The 16,042-nt window shown below is 51.1% G+C and carries 14 protein-coding genes and 1 pseudogene; 11 read left to right on the forward strand and 4 right to left on the reverse strand.

Annotated elements, in window-relative coordinates; all coding sequences use genetic code 11:
* Positions 1 to 134 precede the first annotated feature (134 nt).
* Entirely contained in the window at positions 135 to 473 is a 339-nt protein-coding gene (locus tag KTT_RS37235) for a TetR/AcrR family transcriptional regulator (RefSeq protein ID WP_235845866.1), read from the reverse strand.
* 630 nt (positions 474 to 1,103) lie between these two features.
* Between KTT_RS37235 and KTT_RS25100 the strand changes: the two genes are divergently transcribed.
* The 5 genes from KTT_RS25100 to KTT_RS25120 all read left to right on the forward strand — a co-directional run bounded on the left by KTT_RS25100 (position 1,104) and on the right by KTT_RS25120 (position 7,621).
* Complete coding sequence (locus KTT_RS25100) at positions 1,104 to 2,534, forward strand: helix-turn-helix domain-containing protein (RefSeq protein WP_126599953.1); 1,431 nt, start codon at positions 1,104 to 1,106, stop codon at positions 2,532 to 2,534.
* 500 nt (positions 2,535 to 3,034) lie between these two features.
* On the forward strand, positions 3,035 to 5,707 hold the full coding sequence (locus tag KTT_RS25105; protein ID WP_126599955.1) for a tetratricopeptide repeat protein: 2,673 nt from the start codon (positions 3,035 to 3,037) through the stop codon (positions 5,705 to 5,707).
* A 196-nt stretch (positions 5,708 to 5,903) separates the two neighbouring features.
* On the forward strand, positions 5,904 to 6,569 hold the full coding sequence (locus KTT_RS25110; RefSeq protein ID WP_126599958.1) for an HD-GYP domain-containing protein: 666 nt from the start codon (positions 5,904 to 5,906) through the stop codon (positions 6,567 to 6,569).
* 47 nt (positions 6,570 to 6,616) lie between these two features.
* Positions 6,617 to 7,273: an RNA polymerase sigma factor gene (locus KTT_RS25115; protein WP_126599960.1), complete on the forward strand. Its 657-nt coding sequence runs from the start codon at positions 6,617 to 6,619 to the stop codon at positions 7,271 to 7,273.
* A 201-nt stretch (positions 7,274 to 7,474) separates the two neighbouring features.
* The gene (locus tag KTT_RS25120) at positions 7,475 to 7,621 is read left to right on the forward strand and encodes a twin-arginine translocation signal domain-containing protein (RefSeq protein WP_126599962.1); all 147 of its coding nucleotides are present in this window, start codon (positions 7,475 to 7,477) and stop codon (positions 7,619 to 7,621) included.
* Positions 7,622 to 8,484: 863 nt separating this feature from the next.
* Here the strand turns inward: KTT_RS25120 and KTT_RS25125 are convergent.
* Both KTT_RS25125 and KTT_RS25130 read right to left on the reverse strand, forming a co-directional pair.
* Positions 8,485 to 9,228 (reverse strand): SDR family oxidoreductase, encoded by a 744-nt coding sequence (locus KTT_RS25125; protein ID WP_126599964.1) that lies wholly within the window; start codon positions 9,226 to 9,228, stop codon positions 8,485 to 8,487.
* 392 nt (positions 9,229 to 9,620) lie between these two features.
* Positions 9,621 to 9,845 carry a hypothetical protein gene (locus KTT_RS25130; protein ID WP_126599966.1) on the reverse strand — a complete coding sequence of 75 codons (225 nt, stop codon included), beginning with the start codon at positions 9,843 to 9,845 and terminating at the stop codon, positions 9,621 to 9,623.
* Between the two features lie 755 nt (positions 9,846 to 10,600).
* Here KTT_RS25130 and wrbA point away from each other — a divergent pair.
* The 6 genes from wrbA (at position 10,601) to KTT_RS25160 (ending at position 15,094) form a co-directional block, all read left to right on the forward strand.
* Positions 10,601 to 11,227 (forward strand): NAD(P)H:quinone oxidoreductase, encoded by a 627-nt coding sequence (wrbA, locus tag KTT_RS25135; RefSeq protein WP_126599968.1) that lies wholly within the window; start codon positions 10,601 to 10,603, stop codon positions 11,225 to 11,227.
* 191 nt (positions 11,228 to 11,418) lie between these two features.
* Positions 11,419 to 12,048, forward strand: a complete 630-nt coding sequence (locus tag KTT_RS25140; protein WP_126599970.1) for an RNA polymerase sigma factor — start codon at positions 11,419 to 11,421, stop codon at positions 12,046 to 12,048.
* Complete coding sequence (locus KTT_RS25145; protein ID WP_126599972.1) at positions 11,999 to 12,943, forward strand: ring-cleaving dioxygenase; 945 nt, start codon at positions 11,999 to 12,001, stop codon at positions 12,941 to 12,943. The genes KTT_RS25140 and KTT_RS25145 overlap by 50 nt, the downstream gene beginning before the upstream one ends.
* A gap of 162 nt (positions 12,944 to 13,105) precedes the next feature.
* Positions 13,106 to 13,327, forward strand: coding sequence for a hypothetical protein (locus tag KTT_RS25150; protein WP_126599974.1), 222 nt, complete (start codon positions 13,106 to 13,108; stop codon positions 13,325 to 13,327).
* 241 nt (positions 13,328 to 13,568) lie between these two features.
* A complete protein-coding gene (locus tag KTT_RS25155; protein ID WP_218031008.1) occupies positions 13,569 to 14,285 on the forward strand; it encodes an alpha/beta fold hydrolase in 717 nt (238 codons plus the stop codon).
* 323 nt (positions 14,286 to 14,608) lie between these two features.
* The gene (locus KTT_RS25160) at positions 14,609 to 15,094 is read left to right on the forward strand and encodes a DUF3592 domain-containing protein (RefSeq protein WP_126599978.1); all 486 of its coding nucleotides are present in this window, start codon (positions 14,609 to 14,611) and stop codon (positions 15,092 to 15,094) included.
* Between the two features lie 70 nt (positions 15,095 to 15,164).
* Here KTT_RS25160 and KTT_RS25165 read toward each other — a convergent pair.
* A pseudogene (locus KTT_RS25165) lies at positions 15,165 to 15,875 on the reverse strand (IS6 family transposase).
* Positions 15,876 to 16,042: the final 167 nt, after the last annotated feature.

The raw sequence follows: 16,042 nt of genomic DNA on the forward strand, positions 1-16,042 counted from the left end.
TTGCAAGAAAATCCTACTCACAGGGTTGCCGAATAGGCTTACCATATTGGTTTTTGTTGCAAGCATTGCTCATGATATGCGCAACCCATATCTGAGCAGGTCTGCTCAGCATAAAGTTCTAAAGTCGTCCATACTCAAACCGATAAAAGGAGGCAGGCATCGATCATCAGATCTGCTCGTATTGCCCAGTGACGATAGATAGTGGTCTTCGCCACCCCGGATCGGCGAAACACTTCCTCCACGCTGACGCCACCCAACCCGTTTTCGGTCAAGAGCTCAGCAGTCGCCCGCAGGACCCGCTCCTTTGAGCGCCGAACCCGATGGTCGCGCATGCGCTGACGCTCAGCACCGATGAGCTCGCGGCGCTGGACAGGCTGACGGAGCCAGGGGCCATCTATCCCAACTGGTTCAATGCATCTACGTATGGCGTACCGGTGCGCGATGCTCTCAATCGAAAAAACATATAGCCACACGCATGCCAATCCATTCAACACGCGTGACGACAGAAGCGTATGTTCCCGCCTTGAGAGCATCAGCTCAAGGTGGATGCCCCCGTTTTTATGGACCTTCGTGAAGGGATATGACCCTATGCTTCCTTGACGACATAAAAACGGGGAAGTCCACAGTAATCCACCACGAAAAATGGCAGATGCCATTTTAAAGAGAAAGAGGATTTTTTCTTAGGGATCGCCGTTGAGGCATACCTCTTAGAACGCAGGTTGGTACTTATCGTCGGTCTCACCAGAAGTTCATACCTATGTATCAGCAAAACGCTTGAAGGGAAAAACGCTTCTGGCCTGGCCGTGTTGTTCCCACGAATTTCTGCGGATGCCCTTTTTTGGGTCAACTTCATGTTATGTAACGGGAAGCAAAGTGAGATCTGATGGGTACTGACATCCTCAAGCGCCTTTGATATTGTTAAGGTATTAGATTAATACACCAGGAGTCCTTTCAGGTGGCAAGCAACTGTGAATGATGCCAGGAGTTCTGCCTGCCGCTGCCATTTCTTCTTTGTAGTAGATGGCATGATGGACACTCCATGTGTCTGAGATTTGCTCACTGTCCCTATACATTGGAAGTGATCGCTATGGAAAGGAGGGCATATGCCCAGAAATGAAAATTTGCGTCGACAACGTATTCTTCACAACTGGCGCCAGCAAGACCTGGCTGATCAGTTAGGGATTACTGTTCTTACCATCCAACGTTGGGAACGAGGTACTCAACAACCGAGTATCTATTATCGTGCGAAGCTGTGTGCCCTCTTTGGACGTACTGTACAGGAACTGGGCCTGGTGGGAGATGGCAACGCTCAATCTGTGAGCGAGATTCAAGCGAGATCTGAGCTTTCAGGGCCAGAGTTCCGGCACAGCATCTCTTATGTGGAGAAGGGGCTCTGGACAGTACCGTATACCCGCAATGCTATTTTCACTGGGAGAGAGCAGCTGCTTGAACGATTGACTGCTCGGTTCTCGTTCGATCAGCGGGAGCATATGTTGTCCATGTGCCAGCCAGGAGTTCCTCAGATATGTGCGCTGAAGGGTCTTGGAGGCATTGGCAAAACGCAGGTTGCGCTGGAATATGCCTACCGCGCCCATGAACAGGGATGCTACACCCACACGATATGGATCAATGCGACCAATGAAGAGAGCATGCTCAACAGCTACAGTGTGCTTGTGGATGTACTGCCTGAACAGTATCGCTGCCAGGTGATGAACCAGAATCAACGAGCACGGGCGGTGCTCCGTTGGCTAGAGGAGTGTGAGCAGCCATGGCTTCTGATTGCGGACAACGCCGATAACCTGGACCTGATCCAGCGTTACCTCCCAGCACGTGGTTCTGGCCATGTGTTGCTGACCACGTGCGCCAGCGCAGTCTGTATCATGGCAAACGTGTTAGAGGTAGACAGTATGGATGTGTCAGAAGGGACACAACTATTGCTACGTCGCGCACAACGGACGCATGCATCTGATAATGAGATCGATGAGGCAACGAACCTTACCGTCGCGTTGGGACAATTTCCCCTGGCGCTGGATCAAGCGGGTGCTTATATTGAGGAGACTGGTTGTAGTATTCGTGAATACCACCATCTCTATCAACAGCACCACCATGCGCTGCTTGCTCGTCGTGGACGACAATATGTCGGTCATCCTGATTCGGTGGTGACAACCTTGTCGTTCGCGTTTGAGCAGGTGGAATGCGCGAATCAGGCTGCAGCGGAATTTCTACGATTGTGCGCGTTCCTGAAGCCAGACCGTATTTCCGAAGAACTGCTGATAAACGGGGCACCACACTGGCCTCACGCGCTCCGCACGGCTGTGTCAGATCGCTTGCGCTTTGATCAGATGTGTAAAACCTTGCTGGCCTTTTCTCTCGTGAAGCGCTTGCCTGAGAAACGTATGCTGAGTGTGCATCGTCTGGTGCAATTGGTACAGATGGAACGTCTTACGCTAGAGGAACAGCGCCAATGGGATGAGCGACTTCTGGATGCCGGGTATGCTAACGCTGCTTCAAATACGTTGTGTCTGGTTATGTAGATGACATGCAGAGACCAGCATGCACCATTTTTTCTCCTATCTTTTTCTGCATCATACACAATTTCGGAAGGCTTTATGCCTTTGATGTTTCGACGAACCTGTCATGAACGGTGTTGGTACAGACGGTATATATCATCCTGGGAAGAAGGACTCTTCCGGCCGCGTCGGCGCAATAACGTCTGGTTTTCTCGTTATTATTTACGAAGGTCAATGCGAAAACGGCAGAGTTTGAGGGCATCACTGTTTGAGCAGTGATGCCCTCAAACTCTGCCAAATCGTTACCCAGGCCGTTCTGCCCTTGACCGTGCCCTCACCTATCGTTTAACTATCGTTAAGACTACAACTTGCCCGTGTGGTGCATATTCAATTGAGATAACGCTTTAGGCGAGTAATACGAGAAGATTTATTGAGTACAATTGTGCCAGTAAGAACAGACTTTGTAGACCCTATCTGGCATTATCTTGATAGCGGCGATATGGCTAAGAAAAGGAGGAAGGTGCATGCCAAAGAATACGCTTTTGCGTCAGCAGCGCATTCTACGTAACTGGCGCCAACAGGACCTGGCCAACCAGTTGGGCACCACAATGATTACGGTTCAGCGCTGGGAACGCGGTACTCAGCAGCCTAACACCTACTACCGTATCAAACTCTGTGAAATATTTGAGCTCAGCGCTAGTGAATTGGGCCTGGGGGATGAGACGCCCGCGCATACGGAGAATGACACGCGTACCACAGCACCGTCATCTGCAGAGCTATCGCTCTGGACTATTCCCTACGCGCGTAATCCCCATTTTACTGGACGCGACAACCTGCTCGATCAGATCGCGCAGCAGTTCTCCTCCACAGAGACAGCGCAGCCAGCCGCGATCCGCCGGGTCGCCTTGACACAGGCGCAGGCGATCAAAGGGTTGGGAGGTATCGGCAAAACACAAATCGCCATTGAATACGCCTATCGCGCACTGGCGCAGAAACGCTATACCCATACGCTCTGGATCTCGGCCGCCACCGCAGAGTCGATCCAGGCCAGCTTTATAGCGCTGGCCCGCCTGCTCCCCGGCGATCCGCTCACTGATGAAACGGATCAGCACAAGCTGAACGCCGCCGTCAAACGTTGGCTGGAGGAGTGCCAGCATCCCTGGTTATTGATCGTGGACAACGTGGATGACCTGGCGCTTATCCAGCCTTTTCTGCCGATATGGGGCAACGGTGACATTTTGCTGACAACGCGCGCGAATGCAGTGGGCACGATTCCTCTCTCTTTTGCCATCGACACGATGGGTCTGGCCGAAAGTACACACTTCTTGCTTCAGCGAGCCCGACGCCTTGAGAGCGTTTCCCCCGAAGAGACCGATGAGGCAACCAACATCGCGATAGAACTGGGGCAGTTTCCACTCGCGCTCGACCAGGCGGCCGCGTACATCGAAGAGACTGGCTGTAGCTTTCATGACTATCGCCTGCTCTATCAGCAGCATCGTTATATGTTGCTCGCGCGTCGTGGTCGGCAAGCCACGAGCTATCACGAACCAGTCGCTACTACCTGGTCCCTCTCGTTGCAGCAGGTGAAACAAACCAACCCGGCGGCGGCCATGCTGCTCGAACTGTGTGCCTTCCTGGCCCCGGATGCTATTCCAGAAGAATTGCTCGAACAAGGAGCGCCCTACTGGCCACCCCTCCTGCGACAGGCGGTTGGTTCCCGTTTTACATTGAATCAGATGCTAGAGATCCTGCTCTCATTTTCCTTGATCAAGCGTCTCACAGAGGATAACCTTCTGAGCATCCATCGTCTGGTCCAGGTAGTGCACCTGGAAGGCATGCAGCCAGAGGAGCGGTGCCAGTGGGTGCAACGTCTGGTGCTGGCCATGAATGCTATTTTTCCTGAGAACACTGCTCAAACTGAGGGCTGGTCGCTCTGCCAGCGTTATCTTGATCAGGTGCAGGCCTGTGACACCCTGATCCAGGACTACCGGATTCTGTCGTCCGAGGCAGCAGGCCTGTTGAGTAGGGCAGGCTGGTACCTAAAAGAACACGCGGTGTATCCCCAGGCTGAGGCATTGCATCAACGAGCACTGGCCATATGGGAGTGCTCTCAGGATACCAATCCTTTGCCCGTCGCCAGGCAACTGGTGCAACTGGCAGCCCTCTATCATGATTGGGGAAAGTATGGACAGTCGGAGCAGTTTTATCAGCAAGCGTTGTCTCTCTATGAACGACCGGAGATCCGGGACAATATCAGGGTAGGAATGGCGATGTATGGCCTGGCCACCCTGTATAATAATCAGGGAAAGGATGCTCAGGCGGAAGCCCTTTACCTGCGCGCAATCGACTTTTATGAACAACGCTTTGGCCCTCAGTGTCTTGATTTACCTCCCCTGTTGAACGGATTAGCATACGTGTATGTGAAGCAACGTAAATATGCCCGGGTAGAAGCGCTCTGTTTACGGTCAGTCCACCTGCTCAAGAAGCACCTGGATCCTGACAATCTTGCCATAGCTAATCCGTTGATAATATTAGCGGCGCCATATGCGGAGCAGGAACGCTATGTAGAGGCCGAGGAAATCCTTCAGCAGGTACTAAGAATTCGTGAAAAGCATCTGGGCAGCGAGCATTTTCGTGTGGCCTTTGTCTGGCATGAATTGGCCAAACTCTATCAGAAACAGGGCCGCTATGAAGATGCTGAACACTGCTATCGACGAGCGTTAGCGATCTGCGAACAACAATTGGGTTCTAACCATCCCCAGGTAGCTGATTCTTTTAATCGATTGGGGACTCTGTACCGCGAGCAAAAAAGATACGCGCAGGCCGAAGCATGTTTCCAGCGTGCGCTCAGGATTCGTGAGCAATTACAGAACCCTGATCAGTTCCTGGTGAGTGATGTTATTCTTGAACTGGCTATTCTGCATTTCGAGCAGCGAAAGGATGAAGAGGCCGAGCGTCATTTTCAGCAACTCTTGTATCTGCGTGAAAACGTACTGAGATTGGATGATGAGAGATTGGCGGAGGCGCTCTATCACCTGGCGCGCTTCCGGCAGGCGCAGGGCCGCATCCAGCAAGCAACCGCGTTCTATCAACGTGCCTTACGCATACAGCAACAGACGCTGGGAGCCGATAACCCTTTGACGCTGGCGACCGCACAGAGCATGCAAGAGCTTGCGCAGACAGCGGAACACCCATGACTTGTGAAAAAGAGGTCTGGTGGGCATTTAAACATGCTTCTAGCATGCTCAAATGCCCACCAGACTCTAAACCAACGCATGACGATGATCACTCGATGGCTATTCGATGGGTAACGATCTCTGGGAACACCCCCTTCTTCAGCTATCATGTAAGAGATGTCAAAATGACGTATGACGAAGAAGGAAAGGCCAGAACATGTCTACATTAGCGGCTCCTGTACTGCCCGATGAAGTACACTCTCAGCAACAACATTTATCTTATCTCTCCCTGAAGGAGTTTTATGTGTATCAGCGGACCGTCAGCGGGCACGCCAGGCAGGTGAAGCTGCTGGCGCAAGCGGTGGCGCACCAGCTACAGCAAACGGAAGAAGAGGTCTATCTCCTCGGGTTAGCCGCTCTGATGCATGATCTTGGCAAGATCGCCATTCCCCCGGCTCTGCTGAACAAGCCTGGTCCACTCACGGAGCAGGAATGGATAGTGATGCGCCTTCATCCAGTTATCGGTGCCAGCCTGCTTGAAAAGGCGGGTGGAACATGGTCATCTGTGGCCCCGGCGGTGCTGGCGCATCATGAACGCTGGGATGGGGATGGCTATCCCTATCGGCTGGCGGGCGAGGAGATCCCCCTACACGCACGCATCCTGGCGGTGGCGGATTCCTATGCCGCCATGACGGAGCTGAGACCCTATCGCACAGCAATCTCCCCTGCTGAGGCGCGGACTGAAATCCGACGCGGCATCGGTCGTGCGTATGATCCTCGCGTAGCTGAAGCCTTTCTAGCTCTTTGCTCGCGCCATGATCAGGGTGCATCCGTCCACCTATCCTCTATATTTGCTGCAGACGAGCAGCATATATATATTTAACTGGCATAATGTCGACATGGCGTCATGACTACACGAGGAGGCAGAAAATGAGTTCCGCTTTTCTTGAAGAAAAGGATTGCCTTGTAAGCTCAGGCATGGAGGTACCCGATGCGGTGCTGGCACGGCAGGTGCTGGACGGCGATCAGCAGGCTTTTGCGACGATAGTTCAACGATATCAGAGAGCACTCTTTAACTTTATTTACCAGCAAATTGGCAACTACGATCAGGCATGGGATGTGTTACAGAATGTCTTTATCTGTTTCTTTACATCCCTACCGCGCCTGGACAACGATCGAGCCTTCAAATCCTGGCTCTTCCACGTCGCGCGCAACAAATGTATCGATGAAATTCGGCACCAACAGCGTAACGCGCTGCCCTTTTCGCGAGTGGAAACTTATGGCGAGGATAACGACGACCAGGAAGCTCTGCTCGACGTTATAGACGTGGCGCTGCTGCCCGATGCGATCGCGGAGAAGCGAGAAATGCAGGACTTCATGCGCAAAGCGATCGGCACTCTCCCCCCCAAGTTTCGCGATGTGGTCTGGCTACGCTATGTCTCCAAGCCATCTTTTGGAGAGATTGGGGAGGCACTCAACATGCCAGAGTCAACAGCAAAGACCTACTTCTATCGCGCCACACGGCTGATGCGCCAGCAGCTCGGCACTTCTGACTACATCTCAGATGCCTTGCACCCTTCCCGATAGAAGTCGGGGTGGACTTTATGCGCGTGAAGACAGAACGATGGCTAGACGATAGGCAACGCTCTCTGCCAGGGGCGTGCCAGCATGTATGCTATAGATGTTCGCCGGGATGTACTGACGGACATGGCGATGTTTATACATCCTAACTTTTTTTCTGATCTGTAACTACAGAAATCGTTTGTATGTGGGATTATCCAGGAGGAAATGATGTTTGAAAAATTACGTTCAACGCGGCGCGATTTTGTGAAGAGCATAGGCGCCGTTGCCGCCGCGACCACTCTGTTAGGGCAGAGCTCGTTATCCGCGTATGCCGCCAGCGCAACGAAGATGGGCTCAGGTCAGAAGTGGTAAATAAGGCCAAGAGCAGTCAGATTTTGAGGCCACGAGTGATCAACCAGCGCGAAGAATGATCAACACAAGCAGAGTCGTTTGAAAAAGCGCTTCCTATCTAGCTTCTTCCATCAGCATGGTGTAAATGGAGGGTGTATTGTTCCTCACTCTCCGACCACATCCCAGTCCGTTTCTCTTTCTCCCCTGGCCCATCGCTGTCCGGTATTGGGAGCGTTCGTTTTGCGTTTGTCATGAGATTTGAAGTGCAAGGCTCCTCCATGTGCAGAGAGGGTCCACGTTCTCCCACAGCCTGGGCACTCCACACGTGAGACACCACTCTCCTCAAAACACTGAAGAGCAATGGGAACCACTCCAGAAAACAGGCATTTGCCCGATGCGGTGGGTTGCGATCCCTCCTTCTTCTGGAGGTGTCCCTCTGTCACCTGTTCTGTGGGACGCGATCCGGGAAACTCTTGCTCCTCGTTTGGGAATGCAATCTGTTGTGTTGCTCGCTCGCTTGCTGCCTCTTTCTCCGTCTCTGATGTTCGCTCCTATCGAGCACAAATCACACGTAATGGGGAGCAATTGAGGGGAACATTTTGACCTCAATCGTTCCCCATCACTACTGGTAAATGGCATAAATGTTTGACACTTTTTGGGGTGAAACCTGGGAAATCAGTGCGAAACATGGGAATCAAACATCTATACCTGAGAAAGCCGCTCCACAAGCGGACTGTTGCATACAGTCGTTGTAAATTCGGGCTGTTCGTGTGATGTCGGATTACCCAGAACTGCTACAAGTAAGGACAAGCTGTTCGTAGACGAAAAACAGCCTACCTTTGCTTGCATGATGGAGTCTTTTCCTTTTTTGCCAAACAGATGCTTCACACGAAGATAGCCCCACCATCCACAATGATCACCTGACCGGTACTAAATGCTTCGCGCATCAAATAGAGGTAGGTTTGCGCCAGATCGTGCGGCTCTCCCGCACGTCCAACCGGCAGTGTCTGCCCGATACGCCGAGACATCGCTGCACGATCTTCCTCCGACATATGTCCCCACATCTCGGTGATGACGGGTCCAGGACAAACCGCATTGACGCGGATGGGGGCCAGCTCGATGGCCAGTGCGCGAGTCAGTGCCTCGACGGCACCTGAAATGGCTGCCCCAACCGTCTGGCCCTTGCGCGGATGCCGTCCGACTATGCCAGAGGTCAACACGATGGAGCCTCCCGGTCTGATCTGACTCCTCCCATATTTCACCGCCATGAATGCACCCCAGAAACGCAGATCGAAGACGTGCCGTGCTTGTTCCATATTGGTTTCGCTCACCTCGTTCATCCGCAGCATATCGCCTGCTGTGAACACCAGGTGATCAAAGGCCCCAATCTGATCGAAGAAACCACGAACATGCTCCTCGTTCGAGAGATCGATTGTATAGCCCTCCGTCCCTTTGGGAAGACGTGCAACGGCATGGTCAACGTTCTCGCGTCTGCTTGAAGCAACCACCATGGTTGCACCCTCACGCGCCGCCATTTCAGCTGTTGCGAATCCTATGCCTGACGTTCCTCCAAGTACAACGATTCTCTTCCCCAAGAGCGTCAAAGAAGATGCAGTGTGTGTTTCCATAGAAATTCCTTTGTCTGTTTGAGCTTGACCCGTTTTTGGGAATGGCGTGTTCTACACAGTGAAAGAGTATATTGAAAAGCAACTGAGAACAAGAGGGGTGTTTATTCTAGGAGTGAGACTCCCACTCTTCCCTCGACTAGGCGGACCAAAGAGAGCCGGAGGGTCGAATGCACATGTCTGATGTCGAACCGATCTCGACTACTCTCTCTTATGATCTGGTGATGTTTTTGCTCGAAATGTGCACAGCGCTACTCTTCCGAATTTACAACGACTGTATGCAACAGTCCGCTTGTAGAGTGGCTTTTCAGACGATGAATGGTCGATTCCCATGTTTCACGCCAAAATCCCACATTTCACCTCAAAAACCGTCGAACATTCGCACCATTTATCAACTACATCCCGTAGGAGTCGGAAAGGTCCATGAGAGGGTCATCCCCAATATCCGGCATGTTTTCAACTGTGCCTTTCATTTCGATGTTTTCCGTTACTCGTCCATAGACTTCTTTGCCAAAAGCACCATAGAGAACGGGTTTGGCTTTGATTGCCATTTTGACCATTTCTTCAGCCTCAGCTTCCCCCCAGGCATCGACATCAAAGAGCACTTTTATTTGGGTCACTACATGAAACGTTGATGCATGGGTTACATCCCCTGATTGGGGAACGGGAACATCAAGAGCATCTCATACCTGTTCGACAAGCTCTGCTGGAAGATGTTCCCGAATTACTTTGACTGCCTCTCGTATGTCCATTTTCCCTCCTCTTGTACGAACAGGAGTATCTCCTCTCAGTTTTCTGAGACGCGAACGCAATTGACAGTTCTCGAAGGAAGTATACCAGATGGGGAGCGCTTTTCCCAAGGACAAATGTACAAGTGATCATTCTTCGTGCTGATTGATCACTCATGACCTCAAAATCTGACCGCTCTTGGCCTTATTTACCAAGAAGCCCACAACGATCAAGAATATCTTAAACGCAGAATGTGAAGTAACGTGACGTGCAATGTAGTGTGACAAGAAACGTAATGTCCACTGACTTCCCAGAGAATTCCTGAAATCCTATTTGTTATTGGATGTGATGCTCATATGACCAAACGCTTGTTGATTCGTCCTCAGGTTGACTCCGATGGTTGTGATGCTTTACCAGGGAAGACGATAGCTAAACGACGGGTAACGATCTTTGAAACTCTGATATCAGAATGTATGCTTACGACGGTATTGGTAAGCTTATACGCCGTCCGTAGCGCAAGCGGAGATATGTCTGTATGCTGCTGATCGTGTCTATGATCCAGCGATTGTCGAGGTCTTTCTCCGTATCATGGAGCGTAGATGGTATAGGCACATTCCAATTTTAATATACCAGGGAGGAAAAATTCATGTCAGCAGATGTCAAAGTAGCGATCATTTACTACAGTGCGACGGGGTCAACCTACCAGTTGGCACTGGCTGTAGAAGAAGGTGCTAAAGGTACAGGGGCACAAACGCGGTTACGAGAGGTTGAGGAACTTGCACCTAAAGAGGAGATTGCAACGAACCAGGGTTGGGCCGCGCACAGGAAAGCGACACAGCATATCGCCACAGCAACGCTCACGGATCTCGAATGGGCAGATGCCATCATATTTGGTACGCCAACCCGGTTTGGTCTGCTTGCCGCACAATTGAAACAATTCATTGATCGTACAGGCAAACTGTGGTCACAGGGTAAACTTGCCAATAAGATCGTCTCAAGTTTTAGTAGCTCCGGAACAGCACATGGAGGACAAGAAACGACGATTACCGCCTTGAACAATGTCTTCTATCACTGGGGTTCGATCATCGTACCGCCTGGTTATCTTGATCCGGTGCAGTTTCAGGTTGGTAATCCCTATGGAGTTTCGTATACGTCGGACAATGGTTCTGTTCCACCTAATGAAATTGTGTTAGAGGCTGCGAGATTTCAGGGTCGGCGTGTAGCTGAGGTCGCTGCATACTTTGTAAGTGGAAGAGCACAGATTGCACACTGATATGACCAGCGTGATCTGTTGATTGCTTTGTGTGACAGTATCTGATTCCCATGGCAGAGGGAAGCGCACCTCTTGCATTATACGATACCACTCAATGGAGTATCGAAGGTGCGTAATTGCATGGAGTGCCAATATGAAGAACATGGGAGTCAGATGCAATCGTAAAGAAAAAGAAATGAGGTACGTATGCTATGTCTTCTACCGTTCTTTTGCCATATTCACAACAGACACTTGATGATCATGAGTTGATCAAGCTCATAGTTACAGGAAATCAAGCCATCTTTGAAATACTGGTACAGCGGTATCAAAAAATCCTCTATAACTTTGTCAGAAGTTATATTGGGGATGATGATACCTATGATGTGCTCCAATACGTGTGGCTCCGATGCTATCTCTCGCTGCCCATGCTCCTGAGGAATTATGAGACGGGCCAAAGGTGTTGTTCTCTCAAACCCTGGCTCTTTCGAGTTGCACGGAATTGCTGCATCGATGAATTGCGCAAAGGGAAGAAATCATCCTTTGACGTCGTATTCACAGAGTTCCCTGCACCTGAAGAGGAGGAGAGCTCTATGTTTGCTGCCCTCCTCGATTCTGCCCCTCAACCTGAAATACTGGCCGAACAACACGACCAACGTGATCACCTGTATGCGGCAATACGCTCCTTGCCGACGAGATTTCGCCAGATTGTATGGCTGCGTTATGCCGAGGAACTCACCTTTCAGGAGATTGGGCAGCGGTTACAGATGCCAGCTAATAAGGAGGAAAATGCATATGCAACACAGTCTTCTTGGTATCCATCATGTCACGGCGATCGCAAGTGATCCCCAGCGCAATATCGATTTCTATACGGGCGTCCTGGGATTGCGACTGGTCAAAGTGACTGTCAACTTTGATGACCCTGGTTCCTATCATCTGTACTATGGTGATAGGGAAGGGCATCCCGGTACGATTATGACCTTCTTTATCTGGCCAGGTGCTCCTCGGGGACGACAAGGAGTTGGGCAAATTCATGCCACAGCCTTTTCAGTACCTCAGACGTCACTTGGCTATTGGATCAAACGGTTGCTCGAACATGGTATTCAGTACGAGGGACCAACGACACGTTTTAGTGAACAAGTCCTCACATTCTGCGATCCTGATGGGCTGATCATCGAACTGGTTGCGCATCTGGGGGAACAAACAGATTCTGTCTGGGAGAATGGAACGATCCCATCTGAGCACACCATTCGTGGGATTGCGAGTGTGACGCTTTGGGAAGACGAGCCTGAGCAGACAGCTCGTCTCCTGACCAACACGCTGGGATTTCGATTGGTCTCTGAGGAGCAGAACACGCTCCGTTACGAACTTGGGACAGGGGAATCGGGTACACGTGTAGATGTACGGAATGCCAATGGATTTTGGGCTGGATCGATGGCAGCCGGTATCGCGCATCATGTCGCATGGCGTGCAGCTACAGATGAAGCGCTACAAAAGTGGCAAGGGCTTCTTGATGATCACGATTACAATGTCACACCAATGTTGGATCGCCAGTATTTCCACTCGATCTACTTTCCCGAGCCCGGTGGTGTCCTCTTTGAGATTGCAACCGACCCACCAGGTTTTGCCATCAATGAGCCAGTCGAGCTATTAGGAACACGACTCCAACTTCCGTCCTGGCTCGAAGCCCAACGTGCAGAGATCGAGCGAGTATTACCACCACTTCAGTATAAACGGTGATGATGTCATATCTCTCCTCGGTAAGCCCAAGTGGCAATATTGACGCACTACAAGAAAAATTGTTGAGTAAGCACAAAGGTACACCTATTGAAGCCTTCGGTTGAGCAAGCGTCCCTGCCTGGTCGAGGTGTTCCCGCTGGTGAGATAAGAGGGAGGGAGAGGATGTCCATGAAGCCAGTGAAGCCAGCGTGGGAGAGAGGGTGTATCGTGACGTTGATCGGTCCAGGGGAGCACAAGGGCGTGAGCAGGCTCTCATGGGCCTGTGAGGGCATGGTGGAGCCGTATGATGGAGGCGAGGAACCGGTGCAGTGTACACATCTGGTCGATGTATGGTCAGTGGCAGGATGGGAGATGTGCCCCCGGGAGCATGACCGTACGTTGTGAGCATGGTATCGAACCAACCCGCAATCTTTCTACATGCACGAGAGCTCTCACCGTAAGAAGAAATACGTATTGGACATACCACCGGTATAGCCTGTATAGTCAAGGGAAAAACAGGGAGAAACAAGGGTGATCCCTTCAGAAAAAAAGATCTTCTTGCTTTGCGCTCTCTTCAGAGAGCTGTCAATGCCAGTATGAAGAGATAAAGAACTATTCTACGTTCCCGAAAAGGAGAAAAATGCGAATGCATGCCAATATTGTCCTGGTCCATGGAGCCTTCTGTGATGGTTCAATCTGGTCAGATGTAATGCCCTTTCTGCAAGAGGCTGGCCATCATGTCCTTGCTGTCCAGTTACCGCTGATCAGCTTATCAGACGATATCGCACGGACAAAGAGCGCCCTTGCCTCACTCTCTGGTCCAACGCTTCTGGTCGGACATTCCTATGGTGGGATGGTCATTACTGGAGCGGGAACCGATGCGCCCAACGCCGTTGGCCTGATCTATATTGCTGGCACGGTTCCCGATGAAAACGAGACGCTGATTGAAATCAATGCCAGGTTTCAGCCTGCTGCTTCCTCCCAGTCGGGTATCTCATCCTATGTAGAGAATACCGTATGTATCAATCCTGATGCGTTTCATTGGGCGTTCAGTGAGGATATTGACCCTGTGCGATCCAGGGTTCTGGCAGCTGCTCAGAAACCTACCAACATCAACTGCTTTATGGAGAAAGCAGGTCCACCTGCCTGGAAAAAGCTTCCCTCATGGTATCTTCTTTCAGAACAGGATCGCTGTATCAATCCCGACTGCGAGCGCTGGATGGCTCAGCGTGCTGGCTCGACACTCAGCACCATCGTCTCCAGTCACGCGTCCCTCATTTCCCATGCACGCGAAGTGGCTGATCTCATTCTCGCTGCTGCCCAGGAAAGCACAAAGGAGATTGTCTCTTCGCCAGGGCTGTGAGGGAATTTCCTGGTCTTAGCATATATCAACAAAAAACTTCTAGGATCATCCCACTGATGATCCTAGAAAGAGTCTAAGCTATCCTTGTAAAACCCACCAGAAAGCTCCCACAGAACCGCAGAATTTTCCTAGACAGTCTGTCTCAAATGTATTATGGTAGAAGCGCATCCATAGGGATGGAACAGTTCTGAGGCAGTGCAATAACGAGAAGATCACGAAAATCAGACTTCAGGTGAGTTTTGCACGAGAAGCGGAACGATTCGGATATACAGGTCTCTAGACCAGTGAAAGATTCCCGTACAGAAGGAAGGATTCTCATTTCGATGATACGTTATAGGACCAGGAAAAAGGGCGATTCAGGCTGTTTTGTGTTGCTTTTCGGACTCATTTTTCTGGCGGTTGGTATCTATCTTGTTCGAGATACCATTACGTTTTTGCCAGGGACGATCACAGCCCAGGGGACAATTATCAATTGTGTGTATGGTGATGGTGATGCTTCCAACTCCTGTAGTCCCACGGTCCGTTTTCGGACCCAAAGGGGGCAAACCATTACCATTGATTCAACCAGCAGTGACTCTGCCTGGCACAAGGGGTTGCAGGTACAGGTACGCTATCATCCGGCTACCCCACAGGATGGCCGAATCGGGAATTCATTTATAGATATCTGGGCCTCGCCATTGATATTTGTCGGGCTGGGAGGCCTTGTTGTCCTCATCGGCATGTTTCAGTTCGTACGTACCATACTGCTCCGTATCTTCATGGGAGGAGGACTACAACGGGCCGGGCAAAGCAGGGGAGGTTGGCGGTAAGGTGCGCTGGGTTGTGTTGCAAGAAATATGAAGAAAAGAAATTGAGCGCGAGGGTGCCTCTCCATCGTTCTTAGACGGCCACTCCAAACAGTGTGGCAACCAAAGCAACCTGGTCCCTCATATCTCCTTTTCCCGCCCCTTGTAATTGCCCTTTCCGCAGCATGTTCATGATCTCGAAGCCTTGTACGGTTCGCCATGCCATCTTGAAGGAGAAAAAGCCCATTCCTGGCTTCGTCAATCGTTTGATAAACCGATGATCTTGTTCCACCAGATTATTGAGATACTTCACTTGTCGTAACTCGCAGTTTTTGGGCAGACGACCTTCAGCTTTCAGTTCAGAAAAAGCTTTGGGATAGGCAGCGTTTTTGTCCGCATTCATCACTCGTGGCGCGCTCGTATGAGAGGCGGCGAGCGTTTTGAGCAAGAAGCGCGAAGCCGCGTGCGCATCTCTGGTTGGACTGAGCAGGAAATCGAGCGTGTTCCCAGATGAGTCAACTGCTCGATAAAGGTACATCCACTGCTTTTTGACCTTGATATAGGTTTCATCAACTCGCCAGGAATCGGTCGTGAGTTTCGCATGAGGGCGGCAACGCCGATCAAGTTCAGGGGCATAGTGCTAAACCCAGCGATAGATCGTGGTATGGTCCACCTGCAACCCTCGTTCAAGCATGATCTCTTCGAGATCGCGGTAGCTGAGCGCGTAGCGCAAGTACCACCTGACGCGCAAGAGAATGAGGTGGGCCTGGAAATGACGCCACTTGAAGGGGCTCTGTTCGATCATGATAGATCCTCTTGGTTCTGTTTTTTCCCGACCTTACCAGATCAACTTCCTTCTTGCAACACAACCGCCAATCTTGCGCAGGCCTTTCACACAGCATCATGGCATTTTCGCGTTTACACGGCACTCCAACCGGGGCTTCCATAAAATACAAGTGGCGCGTGAATAAA

Source organism: Dictyobacter aurantiacus (assembly GCF_003967515.1).
In the GTDB taxonomy this organism is placed as follows: domain Bacteria; phylum Chloroflexota; class Ktedonobacteria; order Ktedonobacterales; family Ktedonobacteraceae; genus Dictyobacter; species Dictyobacter aurantiacus.